The 16,765-nt window shown below is 74.0% G+C and carries 17 protein-coding genes and 1 pseudogene; 9 read left to right on the top strand and 9 right to left on the bottom strand.

Annotation, left to right across the window (positions count from 1 at the left end; translation table 11 throughout):
* Positions 1–825 (bottom strand): ATP-binding protein (locus tag AB0M46_RS31580; protein ID WP_363341946.1); only part of this gene is annotated, 825 nt, incomplete at its 3' end.
* An 80-nt stretch (positions 826–905) separates the two neighbouring features.
* On the opposite strand from AB0M46_RS31580, the gene AB0M46_RS31585 reads away from it, so the two are divergent.
* Entirely contained in the window at positions 906–1,718 is an 813-nt protein-coding gene (locus AB0M46_RS31585; RefSeq protein ID WP_363341948.1) for an MFS transporter, read from the top strand.
* Complete coding sequence (locus AB0M46_RS31590; RefSeq protein ID WP_363341950.1) at positions 1,676–2,293, top strand: MFS transporter; 618 nt, start codon at positions 1,676–1,678, stop codon at positions 2,291–2,293. The genes AB0M46_RS31585 and AB0M46_RS31590 overlap by 43 nt, the downstream gene beginning before the upstream one ends.
* A gap of 43 nt (positions 2,294–2,336) precedes the next feature.
* Here AB0M46_RS31590 and AB0M46_RS31595 read toward each other — a convergent pair whose 3' ends face one another.
* The 3 genes from AB0M46_RS31595 to AB0M46_RS31605 are packed head-to-tail and all read right to left on the bottom strand — an operon-like array spanning position 2,337 to position 3,769.
* Positions 2,337–2,519, bottom strand: a complete 183-nt coding sequence (locus tag AB0M46_RS31595) for an antitoxin (protein ID WP_363341952.1) — start codon at positions 2,517–2,519, stop codon at positions 2,337–2,339.
* The gene (locus tag AB0M46_RS31600; RefSeq protein WP_363341954.1) at positions 2,516–3,133 is read right to left on the bottom strand and encodes a pyridoxamine 5'-phosphate oxidase family protein; all 618 of its coding nucleotides are present in this window, start codon (positions 3,131–3,133) and stop codon (positions 2,516–2,518) included. Before AB0M46_RS31600 ends, AB0M46_RS31595 begins: the two co-directional genes overlap by 4 nt.
* 9 nt (positions 3,134–3,142) lie before the next feature.
* Entirely contained in the window at positions 3,143–3,769 is a 627-nt protein-coding gene (locus AB0M46_RS31605; protein WP_363341956.1) for a TetR/AcrR family transcriptional regulator, read from the bottom strand.
* A 74-nt stretch (positions 3,770–3,843) separates the two neighbouring features.
* Here AB0M46_RS31605 and AB0M46_RS31610 point away from each other — a divergent pair, with 74 nt between their 5' ends.
* From AB0M46_RS31610 to AB0M46_RS31635, 6 genes are all read left to right on the top strand, one after another.
* Positions 3,844–4,941 (top strand): FAD-dependent monooxygenase, encoded by a 1,098-nt coding sequence (locus AB0M46_RS31610; RefSeq protein WP_363341958.1) that lies wholly within the window; start codon positions 3,844–3,846, stop codon positions 4,939–4,941.
* Between the two features lie 353 nt (positions 4,942–5,294).
* Complete coding sequence (locus AB0M46_RS31615; protein WP_363341960.1) at positions 5,295–7,238, top strand: CoA transferase; 1,944 nt, start codon at positions 5,295–5,297, stop codon at positions 7,236–7,238.
* 231 nt (positions 7,239–7,469) lie between these two features.
* The gene (locus AB0M46_RS31620) at positions 7,470–8,432 is read left to right on the top strand and encodes an extracellular solute-binding protein (protein ID WP_363341962.1); all 963 of its coding nucleotides are present in this window, start codon (positions 7,470–7,472) and stop codon (positions 8,430–8,432) included.
* Positions 8,433–8,757: 325 nt separating this feature from the next.
* Positions 8,758–10,305 (top strand): AMP-binding protein, encoded by a 1,548-nt coding sequence (locus tag AB0M46_RS31625; protein WP_363341964.1) that lies wholly within the window; start codon positions 8,758–8,760, stop codon positions 10,303–10,305.
* Positions 10,302–11,504, top strand: a complete 1,203-nt coding sequence (locus tag AB0M46_RS31630) for a thiolase family protein (protein WP_363341966.1) — start codon at positions 10,302–10,304, stop codon at positions 11,502–11,504. Before AB0M46_RS31625 ends, AB0M46_RS31630 begins: the two co-directional genes overlap by 4 nt.
* Positions 11,505–11,519: 15 nt before the next feature.
* Entirely contained in the window at positions 11,520–11,957 is a 438-nt protein-coding gene (locus AB0M46_RS31635) for a zinc ribbon domain-containing protein (RefSeq protein ID WP_363341968.1), read from the top strand.
* 80 nt (positions 11,958–12,037) lie between these two features.
* On the opposite strand, the gene AB0M46_RS31640 is transcribed toward AB0M46_RS31635, so the two are convergent.
* The 4 genes and pseudogenes from AB0M46_RS31640 to AB0M46_RS31655 form a co-directional block, all read right to left on the bottom strand.
* Positions 12,038–14,047, bottom strand: a complete 2,010-nt coding sequence (locus tag AB0M46_RS31640; RefSeq protein ID WP_363341970.1) for a hypothetical protein — start codon at positions 14,045–14,047, stop codon at positions 12,038–12,040.
* A 118-nt stretch (positions 14,048–14,165) separates the two neighbouring features.
* Positions 14,166–14,648, bottom strand: coding sequence for a DUF1877 family protein (locus AB0M46_RS31645; RefSeq protein ID WP_363341972.1), 483 nt, complete (start codon positions 14,646–14,648; stop codon positions 14,166–14,168).
* A complete protein-coding gene (locus AB0M46_RS31650; RefSeq protein ID WP_363342076.1) occupies positions 14,645–14,953 on the bottom strand; it encodes a hypothetical protein in 309 nt (102 codons plus the stop codon). Before AB0M46_RS31650 ends, AB0M46_RS31645 begins: the two co-directional genes overlap by 4 nt.
* A 155-nt stretch (positions 14,954–15,108) precedes the next feature.
* Positions 15,109–15,396: pseudogene (locus AB0M46_RS31655) on the bottom strand (aminoglycoside/hydroxyurea antibiotic resistance kinase); the annotation flags it as partial.
* Between the two features lie 41 nt (positions 15,397–15,437).
* Here AB0M46_RS31655 and AB0M46_RS31660 point away from each other — a divergent pair.
* The gene (locus tag AB0M46_RS31660) at positions 15,438–15,611 is read left to right on the top strand and encodes a hypothetical protein (protein WP_363341974.1); all 174 of its coding nucleotides are present in this window, start codon (positions 15,438–15,440) and stop codon (positions 15,609–15,611) included.
* On the opposite strand, the gene AB0M46_RS31665 is transcribed toward AB0M46_RS31660, so the two are convergent.
* Positions 15,579–16,589 carry a hypothetical protein gene (locus AB0M46_RS31665; protein ID WP_363341976.1) on the bottom strand — a complete coding sequence of 337 codons (1,011 nt, stop codon included), beginning with the start codon at positions 16,587–16,589 and terminating at the stop codon, positions 15,579–15,581. The genes AB0M46_RS31660 and AB0M46_RS31665 overlap by 33 nt on opposite strands.
* Between the last annotated feature and the right edge of the window lie 176 nt (positions 16,590–16,765).

Raw genomic sequence — 16,765 nt, forward strand, 5'->3', positions numbered from 1 at the left:
GGTCCGGCCGCCGATCGTCCACTCCGCCTCCGTACGGTAAGCGCCGGCCACGCGCGCGGCGCTGCTGGCCGCCGCCGCCGAGGACACCGGCGGCAGCCGCTCGACCTGCCCGTGGAAGGCGGCCTGCAGGCGCTCCGGCAGCGGGTCCGCGGCGGCGGCGAGCGCGGCCCGCCCGGCCCGCGGCAGCTCGATGAGGGCGAGCGGGTTGCCCTGCGCCTCGGTGAGGATCCGCTGGCGCAGGGCCGGATCCATGCCCGGCTCCAGCAGCCGCCCGGCGTCGTCGTCGCCCAGCCCCTCCATCCGCGCCTCCGGCAGCCCGGGGGCGGCGAACCCGCCGTCGCGCGCGGCGAGCACCAGCGCGACCCCCTCGCCGGCGAGGCGGCGGGCGGCGAACAGCAGCGCGTCGGCGGAGACGGAGTCGAGCCACTGCGCGTCGTCGACGAGGCACAGCACCGGCCCGTCCCCGGCCGCCTCGGCCAGCAGCGAGAGCACCCCGAAGCCGACCAGCAGCCGGTCGGCCTCGCCGGCGGGCCCGAGACCGAAGGCGCCGGACAGCGCGGCCTTCTGCGGGGCCGGGAGCCGGTCGAGGTGGGCCAGCACCGGGCGCAGCAGCTGGCTCAGCCCGGCGAAGGGCAGGTCGGCCTCGAACTCCACGCCGCCGCCGCGCAGCACCAGCGCGGCCGGCAGCCGGGCGGCCCAGTCCAGCAGTGCGGTCTTGCCGATGCCGGGCCCGCCGCGCAGCACCAGGGCGCCGCCGGACCCGTCGCGGGCCGCCTCGGTGAGCGCGCGCAGCCGATCCTGTTCCCCCGTCCGGCCGAAGAGCACCCACCGACCCTACATGCCGGTCACCATTACCTAAGCAATGCCGATTCCGCCGGCCGGGATGCTTCGTAGCGTCCTGGGCCATGACGACACCGACGATCACCGCCGCGGCGACCGGCGCCGGCGCCGCGCCCCGCGCCCCGCGCGGCGTCCTGCCCGCCCTGCTCACCGTCACGTTCATGACCGCGCTGGACTTCTTCATCGTCAACGTGGCGATGCCCGCGATCCAGCGCGACCTGCGCGCCGGCCCGTCCGCCCTGCAGTGGGTGGTGGCCGGCTTCGGCCTGGCCCTCGCCACCGGGCTCATCACCGGCGGCCGGCTCGGCGACATCTACGGCCGCCGCCGGGTGCTCGCGGCCGGCCTGACGCTGTTCACGGTGGCCTCGGTGCTCTGCGGGGTCGCGCCGGCCGCCTGGGCGCTCGTCGCCGGGCGGGCGCTGCAGGGCGTGGGTGCCGCCCTGATCATGCCGCAGACCCTGGCCGTGCTGCGCACCGTGGTGCCGGCGCCGGCGCCGGCGCAGCCGAAGGCGTTCGCGCGCTACGGCCTCACGCTGGGCCTCGGCGCCGTCTTCGGCCAGGTGGTCGGCGGCGTGCTCATCAAGGCCGACCTGTTCGGCCTCGACTGGCGGCTGTGCTTCCTCATCAACCTGCCGATCGGGGTGGCCGCGCTCGCCATGCTGCGGACCATCCCCGAGTCGCGGGGCACCGGCAGCCGGCTCGACCTGCCCGGCGCGGCCCTGGTCACGGCGGCCCTGGTCGCCCTCGTCCTGCCGCTCATTCAGGGCCGCGAGCTGGGCTGGCCGCTGTGGACGTGGCTGTGCCTCGGCCTGGCCGCCGTGCTCTCGCCGGATTCGTGGCCCATCAGCGGTACCGCAGGAGCCCGCTCGTCGACCTGAGCATGTTCCGCCGCAAGGCGTTCAGCACCGCCCTCGTCGCCGTGCAGGCGTTCTGGATGGGCCAGGCGTCGTTCTTTCTCGTGCTGGCGCTGTACCTGCAGTCCGGCCGGGGCCTGTCGGCACTCGAGTCGGGGGCGGTGTTCATGGCGGTCGGCGGCGGCTACCTGCTCACCTCGACCAACGCGCACCGCATCGCAGCCCGGATGGGACGGCAGTCGGTCACGGCCGGCGCGCTGGTGATGGCCGCCGGGCTGGCCGCGATGGCGGCGGCGGCGACCCACCCGATCGCCTGGCTGCTGCCGGGCCTGGCGCTGGAGGGCGTCGGCATGGGCATGGCCCTCGCGCCGCTGACCACGCTGGCGCTGACCAACGTGGCCCCCGAGCACGCCGGCGCCGCGTCGGGCGTGCTGGCCACGGTGAACCAGACGGGCAACGCGGTCGGGGTGGCGCTCATCGGGTTCGCGTTCTACCACGCGGCGAGCATCACCGGCGGCTTCCAGGCGAGCCTGGTCGCGCTGGTCGTGCTCGAGGTGCTGCTCGCCGCGCTGGTCCAGCTGGTGCCCCGGCGGCGCTAGTTCATGGGTTGACTAGGCCTCGCGGGGGTTGCGGGTGCGGGGGTCAGGGCTGGGTGTCGTTCTTGCCGGTGTATTCCTGGGCGGCGGCGACACCCTTCTCGATGTGCTCGGTGTATTTGCCTCCGGTGCGCTCGTCGATGACGTCGCCAACCTTTTCCAGTGCCTGGTCGACCTTCTCGTCGTGCTCGTCAGCCAGGTGTTTGACCTTGTCGAAGAAGCTGTTCATCGCCCAACCGTACCCAATGTCCCGGCGGCGACGCCGAAGAAGTCGCCCCCCTTGCGGCGCGTGTCGTCGGTGCCCCACGCACGGTCCTCGGCCGTCACCTTGCGCAGTTTCGGGATGTGCTTGGCGCAGTGGATGTACGCCTCCTCCACGAACACGTTCACCCAGCGCTCCGCTCGCCGTCCGGGCACCTGGTCGCTCGGCAGGTGCGGGAACTCGCGGCGCATCTCGGCGTCGGGGGCGAGGGTCGCGTGGCCGTTGACGTGCAGGCCGATCACGTCGCGGAAGAAGTCCACGAAGATGAGCCCGACGTTGGGGTTCTCGACCACGTTGCCGACGCTGGCCATGACGCCGTTGCCGCGGTACTCCGGCCACGCCACCCGGTCCGGCGCCAGCACGGCGACGAAGCCCGGCGGCCCGGCCCGGAACGTGCAGTCGCAATGCCCGAGCGCGTCGGCGGTGGCGACGAACATCATCTCCTGCCGCCCGATGAACTCGATCATCCGGTCGTTGAGCGCGGACAGGACCTGCTGGTCGTAGAAGCGCTCGGCCCGCTGTACCGTCCCCGCCTGCTGCTGCATCAGCCGCTCGCCGGCCGACCCGTGTTCGCCTCGCATGGGCCACGTTTACGGGGTCCGCGACCCCTGTCGTCGCACATCGTGTGCGAGCCATGGGCGAAGCGCTACTTCGGTGGCTCGCTGGACTTCCCGCTGTACCACCGCGGGATCCTGCGGCATCGAGGGCTCCAGCAGGGCGGCGAGGGCCCCGGTGACCGCGCCGACGAAGGCCCCGACCAGCGCGGCAGAGGTGACGTGGTCGAGCTCGTCGGGGAACGCCGCGGCCAGGTGCCGCGCGATCTCGGCCTGGGCCGCCACCTGCATCTGCAGCGCCTTGCCGCGCACCGCCGGCACCTGCTGGATGAGGCGCAGCCGCAGCGCGGCCAGCCGGCCGGTGAGGTCGTCGCTGTCGTCGCCGACGCGGTGCAGGGCGCGCAGCAGGACCTCGACCGGCCCGTCGCCGGGCCCGCGGGCCGCGATCTCGGCGAGCGACGCCGCCACCCGCGCGTCGGACTCGGGGAAGAGCAGGTCCTCCTTCGTGGCGAAGTACCCGAAGAACGTCCGCGTCCCGATCTCGGCCGCCGCGGCGATGTCGGCGATCGTCGTCTGCTCGTACCCGTCCCGCTCGAACAGCTCGATCGCCGCCTCGACCAGCGCCTGCCGCGTGCGCTGCCGCTTCATCTCCCGCAACGACATGCCCGCAGCATATCGCACTGAGTGTTAGCTGGCACTCATTGCAAACTTGCACTCAGTGCGAATATCGTCGAGGCATGACGCCTTCGGTCCTCATCTCCGGCGCCGGCGTGGCCGGCACCACCGCCGCCTACTTCCTGGCCCGCGGCGGCTGGCGGGTCACCGTCGTCGAGCGCGCCGCCGGCGTGCGCTCCAGCGGCAACCCGGTCGACGTCCGCGGCCCGGCCCTGCCCGTGGCCCGCGCCATGGGCGTGCTGGCGGCCCTGCGCGAGCACGCCACCCACGCCGACGCCATGCGGGTCGTCGACGCGGTCGGCCGCACGATCGCCCGGCTGCCGATGCAGACCAGCCCCGACGCCGTCGAGATCCCCCGCGCGGACCTGGCCGCGGTGCTCTTCGCCGCCGCCCGCGACCACGCCGACTTCCGCTACGACGACGCCGTCACCGCGCTGGAGCCCGACGACGCCGGCGTCGGCGTCACCTTCGACCGCGCCGCCCCGCAGCGCTTCGACCTCGTCGTCGGCGCCGACGGGCTGCACTCGGCCGTGCGCCGCCTGGCCTTCGCCCCCGAGCGCGAGGTGGTGCGCCACCTGGGCGTCTGGGTCGCGACCCTGCCCCTGGGCGGGCCGTCGGACGATCCGCGCGACGTGCTGATGTACAACGAGCCGGGCCGCATGGTCTCCGTGCACCCGGCCCGCGGCAACGCCCTGGCCGCCCTCATCTTCCGCGGCGCGGCGGTGCCCGGGATGGACCACCGCGACACGGCCGCCCACCGCCGGTTCGTCGCCGACGCCTACGCGGGCGCGGGGTGGCGCGCCCCGCAGCTGCTGGAAAGGCTGGAGACCGCCGAGCTGTACTTCGACGCCGTCAGCCGCGTGCACCTACCGGCCTGGACCCGCGGCCGGGTGACCCTGGCCGGCGACGCCGCCTCCTGCGTCTCCCTCTTCGGCGACGGCTCGAGCCTGGCCATGGCCGGCGCGCACACCCTGGCCACGGCCCTGTCCGGCGCGCCCTCGGACCTCGGCGCCGCGCTGCGCCGCTACGAGGCCGAGCACCGCACCCGGACCGACCCGAAGGTGCGCCACGCCGGCCGCTCCGCCGCTCTGATCGTGCCCCGCACCCGCCTGGCCCTGGCCGCCCGCAACACCGCCGCCCGCCTGCTGACCCGCCGTTAGCCTCCTGCACGACCGTGGCGGGGCGGCGTAGGGCCCCGGCTCGGCGTGGCCGGGGCGGTTCAGTTCCGCCGGCTGGTCCGGCGACGTGGCCCAGGCGGCCATGCTCCCCGCTTCGCGCCGGCGGGAAGGGGCCGCTTCGCGTGCCGAGACCTCGGCTGCGGCGCCTCTCTACGCCCCGAACCGTTGACCGGCTCGTCGGGCGGACCTATGGTGGCCATGCTAACTCTTCCAGTTGGTAGTGATCGCGCCCACGGCCGGGTAAGAGGCGGAGGGAGTCTGGATGAGCTGCCCATTGTTCCTGGCGCCGGAAGTGGCCTCTGGGCCCAGTCGAGTATCTATCAGCGGAGGTAGTAATGAATGACGGCGGCGCGCGCGGGCGGGAGCTCGACGACGTGACGGTCATTCGCGTCGGGGCGAGCCTCGCCGGTGACTACCTCTGCTCGCTGCTGGCCGACCACGGCGCGACGGTGGAGACCGTCACCCTGGATGCCGTCGCCGGAACCGGCTTCGCCGGGCGGCTCCGCGGCGCCGACGTCCTACTCGATGACGCCAGGCCGGGCGCCGTCGCGTCGGCCGGCTGGCCGGCCGGGCGCATCCACGCCACGAGGCCCTCGATCGTGGTGTGCGCCATCGTGCCCTCGCTGACGGCGGAGCATCCCGGCTGGTCCGCGGAGGACGACGACATCGACGCGAAGATCGCCGCGGAGGTCGGCATCAACCGCCTCGGCGGCACCCCGCCACATGTCGACCCGCTGCCGGTCGCGAGCCACTACGCCTCCCTGATCGGCGCGGTCTACGTCGTCGCCGCGCTGTTGCGTGAGGCCCGCGACCGCGTCGCGATCACCGTGCCCCTCGACGTGGCGGCGGCCACCGTGCTGAGCAGGAGGCTCGTCGACTTCGACGCGCCGCCGATGCCGGATGGCGCGACCCGGCCGCACCTGCCGATGATGGAGATCTACCGCTGCCGCGACGGCCGTTTCGTGCAGCTGCACGGCCTGTACCCGAAGTTCGTGCGCGCGCTGATGAGCGTCGCGGGACATCCGGAGTGGGTCGACGACGCCGTCTCGGGCCTGGATGTCCTGCCGGACCGCGAGACCGAAGCGCTGTGGCGCGGCAGGTTCGCCGAGTTGTTCCTGCGGGGCGACTCCTGGGAATGGGAGCGCGACATCAATGCCGCGGGCGGAGCCTGCACCGTCGTCAGGACCAGGGCGGAGTCGCTCGCGGAGCCGCACCTGGTGGCAAGTGGCATTCTCGCGAAGCCGGGCCCCGGCGCCGGCCGGCTGTCCTCGCTCGGGCCGGCCGTGACCGTGATTCCGACCGCGGGTGCCGGGCGCGGCGCGCCGCTGGCCGGGCCGCTCCCGCTCGACGGCGTTCGCGTCGTGGACCTCTGCATCGTGCTCGCCGGCCCGACCTGCGGCCGCATCCTCGGCGAACTGGGGGCCGAGGTCGTCAAGGTGGACAGCCCCGACCGGGAGATCACGCCCTTCCAGTGGTTCGACGTGAACCGGACCAAGGAGAGCATCATCGTCGACCTGCGTACGGACGGGGGAGTGGAGGTCGTCGGCAAGCTCATCGACCGGGCCGACGTCGTGCTGCAGAACTTCCGCAGCGGCAAGCTCGCGGGATTCGGCCTTGACGCGCGAACGCTGGTGGCGCGCCACCCAGGCCTCGTGGTCACCGAACTCAACGCCTTCGACTACGACGGGCCGTGGGAGGAGCGCGCGGGGTGGGAGCACAACGCGCAGGCCGCGTCGGGGATGCAGGACGACCGGGCGCGGGCCACGCCCGTCCAGGTGCCGTACCCGGTGAACGACTACGCCACCGGCTACCTCGGCGCCTTCGGCACCCTCGTCGCGCTGCGGGGACGTCAGCGGCGCGGCAACGGCTCGATCGTGCGCGGCAGCCTGTTGCGCACCGCCGTGCGCCTGCAGGCCGGATCGCGCTGCGCGGTCGAGGCGTCCACCGCGCGCGACGGCCACCCGGCGGAGGCCGACGTGCATGACGCTGCCACGCAGGGCGAACTGTCCCGGCGGGGAATCCTGCGGCGGTTCGAGCACCCCAAGTTCGGCCGGATGCGGCAGGTTGTGCCGCGGCCGGCCTGCAGCGTGGCGCTCGACCGGCCCGGCTGGCCGGCACCCGACCGGGGCGCGGACGGCCGGCGGGTGCTCGGCCGGCTGGGCTACGGCCCGGAGCGGATCGGGGCCCTCGTCGACTCCGGCGCGGTGGGCGAGGGGCTCGGCGTCTTCGAGCGCTGGGCGGTCGTCACGGCCGAGGCTCTCGGTCACGATGCGGTATAGGCCGCCGGCCTCCAGGCCGTGACGATTGATACCTACCTAGGTAGTAACTATCATTGGCTAGCAAGGGCCGCATGTGTTGCGAGTCCTTCCCCGATCTGCGCCCATGGAGGGTTACGGATATGGAACTGCAATGGCTGGGAGAGTCGGGGGATTCTGCGGCGAGCGTTATCGATCACGGCGGCCGCGCTGTCCGTGCTGGTCGTGTCGGCCTGTTCCGGTGGCCGCGGCGAGATGAAGACCGCCGATACGCAGGGCGGCTGGGATGCGGTCGTTGCGGCCGCCGAGCAGGAGGGCGTGGTCACCGTCTGGTCGGCCGCGGACGACAAGGTCGCGGGCAGGCTGGCGACGGCTTTCGAGAAGAAGTACCCCAAGATCAAAGTGAGCATGGTGAAGCTCATCTCCTCCGAGCAGGTGACCCGGCTCGGCGCCGAGATCTCGGCCGGGCGGGGCCTCGACGTGGACATGCTGCTGTCCAACTCCGACTACAACTTCCTCACCGGCCTGCACCAGAAGGGCCTGCTGGCGAAGCCGGCCGGTCCTGGCGCCGCGGGTTACCCCGCCGCGGACCTCGGCGTCGACCTGGCGCCGATCTCCGTGAACCCCTACGTGCTGGTCTGGAACACGAAGCTGCTGTCCGGGCCGCCGACCTACGAAGACCTGCTGACGCCGAAGTTCAAGGGTCGCGTCGGCATCCCGAACGTCCCGACGGCCGCCGCGCACCAGGCGGAGTACCTCTTCCTGCGCAAGGAGCTCGGTGACGACTACTTCAAGCAGCTGGCGAAGCAGGCGCCGCACATCGACAGCGCCATGTCGGTCACCGCGCAGTCGATCGCGAGCGGCGAGCTGCTCGCCTCGCCGACGGGCAACGCGGCCTCGGTCCAGCTGCTGAAGGCCAAGGACGCGCCCATCGACTACCAGCTCCCGCCCGGCGGCACGACCGCGTTCACCTTCTACGCGGTGGCCATGGCCAAGAGCGGACACCCCAACGCCGGCCTCTTGCTGCTCGACTTCGCCATGGGAGCGGACGGTCAGGCGATCCTGAACTCGGACCAGCAGGCGATGAGCGTGCTGCCGAACATCCCCGGCACCCTCCAGGACCCGAAGGGCCTCGTGCGGCGCGACGACTGGGCATCGATCAAGCAGTCGGACCTCACGGACACCTCCGGCTGGTTCGCGGCGACCTTCACCCGCTGACCGCCTCCGCGCGCGAGTCGTCCGGGACGGCGTGGCCGCCGCCGTCCCGGATGACTGCGGGAGCGCACCGCGGGCGGCCGTCAGGGAGGTCCGGGTGGACGGGGCGGCCTTCGGGGCTCGTCCTCGCATGCCGGGCGTCGGCATGCCCGGCCCCCGCCGTAGTTCGCCGCCGCATCGTCGCGCTCGGAATCCGCAGCCGGGCGCGATGCGGCAAATGGTATCTCCCGAAGAAGTGACTAACTGGTCGTTCGACTGAAAGGTGGTTGCGTTGGATGTGATGTCGAATGGCGCGGCGAGTGCGCCGTGGAGCACTCTTGGCGAACTCGTGACATCCCAGGCGGAGCGACTCGGCGATCGGGAGGCGGTGAGCTTCTCGGGGGAGGCGCCCCTCACCTACGGCGACATCGAGCGGCAGAGCAACGCGCTGGCCCGCGGCTTCCTCGCCCGCGGGATCCGGCGCGGGGACCGCATCGCGACGATCCTGCCCAACGGCACCCCGCAGCTGCTCACCTGGATCGCGGCGATGAAGATCGGCGCGATCGCGGTGCCGCTCAACACCTCGCTCGCCGCCCGCGACCTCTCCCACGCCCTCGGCGAGAGCGACCCGATCGCGCTCATCGCCGGCGACGAGTACGTCCAGACCGTGGCGAGCATCCCCGCCGTCACCGCGGCGGGCGGCACGAGGCTGCACGTGCGGATCCGCGACACCGGGCCGGCCTGGGGCGACCTCGGGTTCGACGAGCTGTTCGACGCCGACACGTCCGCGCTGCCCGTCGTCGCGGAGCCCAGCGACACGGCCTGCATCCTCTTCACGGGCGGCACGACGGGCCTGCCCAAGGCGACGATGCGGACGCACTTCTCCTACCTGTGCGCGATCGAGCGGTACAAGACCGTGTACGACCCTCGGCCGGGCGACCGGCACCTGTCCTCCACCCAGCTCTTTCACTGCGGCGGGCAGGAGATGGGCCTGCTCGGGCCCTTCGCCAGCGGCATCCCGACGATGCTGCCGAAGTGGTTCAGCGCGAGCCGGTTCTGGGACATCGCCGACGGCTTCGGCGCGACCATCGGCGAGATCATGCCGACCATGATGTCGATCCTGCTCAAGGCCGAGCCCTCGCCCCGTGACCGCGAGCACACGCTCCGCCTCGCCATCGGCCGCGGGCCGGCGGAGGAGTTCGAGCGGCGGTTCGGCACGAAGATCGTCAGCACCTACGGGTCGACCGAGACCGGCACCATGCTGTTCACGAACACGCCGGCGGACTCCAGGGCCGGCTCATCCGGCCGCCCCCGCGGGTGGGCCGAGGTGCGTATCGCCGGGGAGCACGACGAGCCGCTGCCCAGCGGCGAGATCGGCGAACTGCTGCTGCGGCCGGCCCTCCCGTACTCGATGTCGCTCGGCTACTACAACCGGCCGGCCGAGACCCTGCAGCGCTGGCGCAACTTCTGGATCCACACCGGTGATCTCGCCTATCTCGACGAGGACGGCTGGCTGCACGTGGTCGGCCGGCAGGCGCACTGGATCCGCCGCCGCGGCGAGAACGTGTCCGTCGCCGAGGTCGAGGAGGTCATCGAGCAGCACCCGAGCGTGATCGAGGCGGCGGTCGTGGGCATCCCCGCCGAGCTCGGGGAGCAGGACATCAGGGCATACGTGAGCTCCCGGGCGGCGAGCCCGGACCCGGATGCCCTCGCCGAGTGGTGCAAGGAGCGGCTCGCGTACTTCAAGACCCCGGTCGAGTTCGTGTTCGTGGACGAGCTGCCCCGTTCGGTCACGAAACGGGAGATCGAGCGGCACAAGCTCGTCGAATGGCCGATCGACAGGAGCACGGGCGTGCTGCGGGCGTGCCCGCCGCGGCCGGAGGGGACCACGCGATGAAGGGGCTGGACGTCGCGATCGCCAACTACGGCGACGCCTACGGTACCGACGACGATCCCAAGCACACGACCGAGCTCGCCGTCGATGCCTTCCTCGACCTGGTGAGGAAGACGGGCATCAGCCGGGACCTCATCGGCGGCGTGTTCACGGGGCGCTCGCCCACGATGGACCTGCGCCCGCAGTGGAACAACATCATCAGCAGCTACCTCAAGATCACTCCGGCGTACACCTCGGAGGTGACCTCGCACGGCGCGGGCGTCAACGCGACCCTCGCCTACGCGTCGGCCTTCGTCTCGGCGGGCATCATCGACTACGCGCTGATCCTCGTCGCCGACAACCCCGGCTCGTCCGCGTCGCACATCAAGAAGACGGCCGGCTACGACTCCGACCCCGAGTTCGAGCTGCCGTACGGGCCGACCGTGCCCTCGATCTACGCGCAGGGCGCCACGCGGTACATGCACGAGTACGGGGTCACGGAGGCGGACCTCGCCCAGGTGGCCGTCGACCATCAGGCGTGGGCGGTGCACCACCCGTACTCCGCGAAAGGCCCCAAGGGCGAGATCACGATCGACACCGTGCTCCGGTCGCGGATGATCGCCGACCCGATCAGGCTGTGGAACTCCGCGATCTGGGGCCCGCAGGGCACCGGCGGCGCGCTGCTCGTGACGAGTGCCGAGCGCGCGGCCGACCTGACCGACAAGCCCGTGCGCATCCTCGGCTTCGGCGGCATGAACACGCACGAGTACGCGACCGACCGCATGGCGCTGCGCTCCTCGCCACACGACCTCGGGCCGCTGCCGAACCTGACCCATACCGGAGCACGCCACGCCTCGCGGCGCGCCTACGAGATGGCGGGGATCACCGCGTCCGACGTCGGGATGGTGCAGTGCGGAAACAACTTCACGCACATGGCCATGATCTTCATGGAGGACTTCGGCTTCTGCGAAAAGGGTCAGGCGCCCGCACTCGTGCGCTCCGGCCGGCTGCGCCCCGGCGGCGACCTGCCCTGGAACACCAACGGCGGGTGGCTCTCCTTCGGGCAGCCGGGCATCAGCTGTGGCATGGACCCGATCATCGAGGCGGTTCGCCAGCTCCGGGGCGAGGCGCTCGGCCTGCAGGTGCAGCACCCGGGCATCGCGCTGACCCACGCGGTCGGCGGCATGATGGCCTGCCACCACGTCACCCTGCTGTCGCGTTGAGCATTGGAGCCTGACATGCGTTCTGAGGACGACTCCCGCGTCGTCGCCCGATACTCCCCGGAGGCCGCGCCGTTCTGGGCCGGCTTGCGGGAAGGCCGGTTCCGCCACCAGCGCTGCCACCAGTGCGGTGAGGTCGTGTGGCACCCTCGTTGGCTGTGCCCCTCCTGCCTGTCCAAGGACCTCGGCTGGGAAGACGGGGCCGGGACCGGCTCGATCTACAGCTCGTCGGTGCTGCATCGCGCCCCGTACGCGTTCTGGGAGCCCTTCCTGCCGTACGCCCTCGGCATTGTGCAGATGACCGAGGGCCACTACGTGTTCGGTCAGATAACGCTGACCCGCGCCTGGGCGGAGCGTTCGAAGGAGGAATCCATCAGCCTGGCGCTCGTTGGCCTTGACGTCGCCGTGCGGATCATCGAGGCCGAGCACCCCTACTTCGTGTTCGACCCGGTCTAGCCGCCAACCTCGACGAGGCCTTCCCCTGCCCTCGACGATCCACTTGGGCGAGTTACGGACACAACTTCAGGCCACCGGTTTTAGCCCTCGGCCGGCGCCCGGCTCTCGCTGCCCGGGGGGAACGCCTGCCCGGGGAGCACGGGAACCGCCGCGGCGCGCAGCCTCCACCGGGCGGCGAGCAGGCGCAGCAGGTGGGTGATCTCGGCCTCGGGCACCCCTGCCCGCACGCAGGCCCGCCGCAGCGGCTCGTCCAGCACGAACCGCCCCGGCGCCAGCCTCCGGATCGGCCGTACGCCGAGCCCGGCCACGGCCGCGAGCACGTGCTCCCGGCGAAACGGCACCGGCCGCCCGTCCATCGGGCCCGTCGCGATGCCCGCAAGCCGCCGCAGGGCGCGCCTCCGGGCGCTCGCCGCGAGGGCGCGCAGCGGCGTCGGCGGACCGGAAGCGCGGGGCGCCCGCGCCGCGGAGGCATCGGGCGACGCAGCAGCATCGGGCGCCGTGGACACGCTCGTGGCGGCGCGCCACTGGTGGAGGCGGAGGGTCACGCAGAGGCCGGCCACGGCGACGGCGGCGACGACCGCCGTGGTGGCGAGCGGCGGCGTGACGTCGGGCCCGGCCAGCCGGCCGGCGGCGAGCACGGCCAGGGCGGCCGCCATCGCACCGGCCCCCGCGCGGGGCAGGGCGGCGGCGAGCACCGGCACCGGCGACGCGGGCGGCCGCGCGCCCGACAGCGTGAGCAGCAGCGGCGCGGCGTGCGCCGGCCACACCCACGGGCGAGCCAGCACGTCGTCGAGGAGCCGGCCGAGGGCGCTGCCGCGGGTGAGCGGGAACTCCCGCCAGCGGCCCGCGAGCGCCGGCCCGCCGACGGGGTCGGGCTCGGCCAGCAGGGCGTTGGCCACGGCCGGGTCGAGCTGGGCGCGGTACACCAGGGCCGTCTCCCACGGCGGGTACACCCCGCCCCGCCGCACCACGGCCCGGGCCACCTGCGGGTCGCCGGCCGCCCGCGCCACCGCGTCCAGGTCGAGCGGGTCGGCGGTCCGCTCCGCGGCGGCGATCGCGGCGCCCGGGTCGCGGCGGGCCAGCAGGGTCAGCGGCGCCGAGCCGGGGCGCCCGGTCGCGGCCATCCGCAGCAGTACCGCGTCGGGCGCGGGCGCGTCGGCGTCGGGCCGGTGCGCCCCCGCGTCGAGCACCGCGAGCACGTCCAGCAGCCGCCCCAGCCACCGGGCGTCACGGACCCCCGCCGCGGTCCCGGCGAGCGACTCGATCTCGGTGCGGGCGGCCCGGCGCACCCCGTCGTCGTCGGCCGCCCCGGCCGCCATCGCCGCCTGGAACAGCAGCCGCCGGTCGGGCAGCGCGGCGAGATCGTCGATGATGCGCCACCGCAGCTGCTCGGGCGCCGTCGTGCAGGCCGTCACCACGGCCGAGAGCAGGCCGGCCGGCCACGGCCGCTGGGTGCGCAGCCGCCCCGCCAGCGCCTCCCACGCCGCCTCCCCGGCCAGCGCGTGCGGGTCCGCGTCCGGGCCGCTGCCGGCCCCGGGGGCGGCAAGCACCACGGCGGGGGCGTGGAAACCGGGGACCGGCTCCGCGTGGGAGAGCGTGATGACGGTCGAGGCCGCGGCGAGCCGGGCCAGCGGGCCGGGGAGGCCGGCCACGGCCGCCCGCACCGCGCCGCCGGCCGTGTCCAGCCCGGCCAGCAGCACCAGGTAGCCGTGCTCGGTTTCGCCCGGTCGGGCCCGGCGCGGCTTCGCATTGGCCGACCTGGACCGGGCGCCGGGGCCGGTCACGGCGGCCAGCACCCCGTCGGTGGTCACCGGGCCGTCGGCGGCGAGGCGGGGCAGGTCGACGAGCACCGGGCGCTGGGCGACGGCCGGGTCGGCGGCCGCCCGCAGCCGCGCGACCCGCGACAGCCAGGCCAGGGGATCGGCGTCGGCGGCGCCCGGGGAGGTCAGCAGCCACAGGCGCTCGCCGCGGCGCTCCAGCAGGGTGGCGGGGTCGACGCGCGCGCCGTCCGGGCCCAGCAGCGCCGGTGGGCGGCCGGCGTCCCGGCGCAGCGAGCGCTCCGCCGCGCGCCGCATCCGGTTCGCGGGCATCGGCGTCGAGGCTCCGAACGTTTGGGGGACGGGACTCTGCCATGGTCCCGCCCGCCGTTACCGCCCGTAGCCGTTTCGGCACCGGATCCATCGTTCGGGGGTCGCCCGTCCGGGGAGCTCAGGCCGTCCAGGTGAGGATCGGCTCGCGGGCCGCGGCCGCCGCGCGGAACAGGGCGGCGAGGCGGGCGTAGTGGTACGACAGGTAGTCCAGCGCCCAGTCCTCGTCCCAGATCCCGGGGTACACCCCGGAAGCGTCCAGCACCTCGAGCGCGTCGTCGCCGGCCAGGGACGGGAACGGGGTGGCGGCCAGGAAGCGCGCGGCCTCGGCGACCGAGCCCGGGTCCAGCAGGCGCGGGGCGTCGTAGCCCCACTCGTGCGTGCTCAGCGCCTCGCCGCCGCCGAAGACGGCCACCGGGGCCTCGCGGCGGGTCAGCAGGCGGTCCAGCGCGGCCCAGGCCTTGTCGACGTCCAGGCCCCGCTGGCCCGCGTCGCGCAGGGACGAGGCGTACTCGTACGCGGCGGCCGGCGTGGCGGCGAGCAGCTCGCGGAGGTGCTCGAGCTCGCGCGGGCGCAGGCGGACGTGCACGCTGACGATGCTCACGGCAGCAACGCTATGCGGTCGGCGGCGGCGAGCATCTCGCGGGCCACCGGCTGCAGACCGACCTCGTGCAGGAGCAGACCGGTCGAGACTCGCTCGGCCACGCCCCACTCCCAGATCGCCGCCTCGTCCCGGCCGGTGCGGGCGGCCAGCCAGCGCGCGCGGGCGCGCGGGTCGCCGGCCATGAGGTCCTCGGGGTCCTCGCGCATGAGGACCCCCAGGTCGTACTCCGCCTCCGCCAGCAGCCCGTCCGGGTCCACGAGCCGGAAGCCGCCGCCGGGGGCCCGCAGCGCGTTCCACTGGTGCACGTCGCCGTGGACCAGCGTGGCCCGCTCGTCGTCGTGGGCCGCGGCGCGCCGCGGGCGGCGGCGTCGGCGAGGATCTCCAGGCGGCGGAGCAGCGGCAGGCCGAACTCGGACAGCGCCGGGCCCAGCCGCTCCAGCAGCAGCGCGGAGCGGGCCTCGTCGGCGCGCAGCAGGCGGGCGCAGCCGTCGCCGCCGGCCAGGCGCAGCACCGTGGCCTCGTGCCGGGCGTGCCCGCCGGGCCGGTCGATGTGCAGCTTGAGCACGGCCGGGGTGCCGCCGGCCAGCTCGGCCTCGGCGACAAGGGCCTCGGTGCCGCCCTCCAGCACCCGGCCGACCCGGATGTCCCAGTCCGACTCCAGGCCGGCGACCAGGCCGGGCACCGCGGCCAGCCACGCCTGCGCACCGGCCGCCCGGGCCTTGCTGCGCACGATCTCCGGGACGATCACGCCGCCCAGGATATTTGCGCGGGGCCGCTATCGTCGGCCGCATGGCACTCCAAGAAGCGCCGGTCGAAGCGGAAGCGCCGGTCGAGCCGCGCCGCCGCAGCCGCGTCCGGCTCGTCATCCTGCTGGCCGTGGTCGCCCTGACCGTGGCCGTGGTGGCGGTCGTCGCGATCGCCGCACCTGCCTCAGGCGCCGCCGGCGGCTGTGGCGGGGGCTGAACCAGCCAGAAGGTAGGGCAAGCGTTCGGTGAGGAAGGCGCGGGGGAAGGCGTCACGCAGGCGCCACAACCCCGCGTCGACCACGAAGTGGGCCATGAGCAGCCCGGTGTAGGCGCCGAACACCGCCCGCGCCACCGGCCCGCCGTCGTGCAGGTGCGAGGCCGCGTTGAGCGCGAGGCCGCCCAGCAGCGCGATGTTCACGAAGGCGGCCAGCCCCAGCACGGGCGCCAGCCGATCCGCCGAGGGTGTCCGGGCGCCCGCGACCAGGCCGACGATGAGCAGGTACTGGTACCCGTGCGCGATCGTCAGCCCCGCCACCGCGGCATAGGGCGAGGCGAAGACGAACACCGGCGCGAAGAACAGCAGCGAGATGCCGTACACGACGGCGAACGGCACGGGCCGGGCCTGCCGGGGGCGGCGCAGGAACAGCCAGATCCCGGCCAGCACGGCGCCCGCGAAGGCGGCGCCGGCCAGCGGGAACAGCCAGCGCACGCGGGTGTCCACGGTCAGCTGCAGCAGTTCCGGGCGGACCAGCAGCGCGGCCGTGCCCGCCAGGCCGGCGGCGACGATGGCGCGCCGCTCGCCCGGGCGCAGTGAGCCGGCCCCGTGCGATACCCCGGCGAGCGCGGCCAGGCCCAGGTTCTGCTTCTGGAAGTGGAAGAACTGCCAGGCGAAGAAGCCCAGCAGCGGCCAGGCGAGCAGCCGGGCCGGCAGCAGCGCGGCGACGGCGGCGCAGAGCACCACGAGGGCGGCGGGCACGTGGACGTACCGCATCCGGCTCTGCCAAGCGTGCCGGCGCACCTGCGGCACCGTGAAGAACCACGCGGTCGCCGCCACGTGCACGGAGGAGCCCACGAACAGCAGCCACTGCAGCGCCCGGCCCGGCGGGGCCGAGCCCTCGGGCGCCAGGGCCACGGTCGCCACCACGGCCCCGGCCGTCAGCCCGGCCGTGCCGACCAGCCACAGTCGCCGCGTCACGCCGCCGACGGTAGCCGGGCCTGGCAAGCTCACGCCTTCATGACAGATGTCATGAGGGTGCGTCACGTCGCCGACGGGGGCCGGGCATGGCAAGCGAACGCCCTCATGACAGATGTCATGGGGGTGCGGGTGACGCGATGCAGCCCGATCGGCGTCGATCCCGGGCGATGCTGTCG

Origin of the sequence: Dactylosporangium sp. NPDC051485, from assembly GCF_040682015.1 — a bacterium.
Lineage (GTDB): Bacteria > Actinomycetota > Actinomycetes > Mycobacteriales > Micromonosporaceae > Dactylosporangium.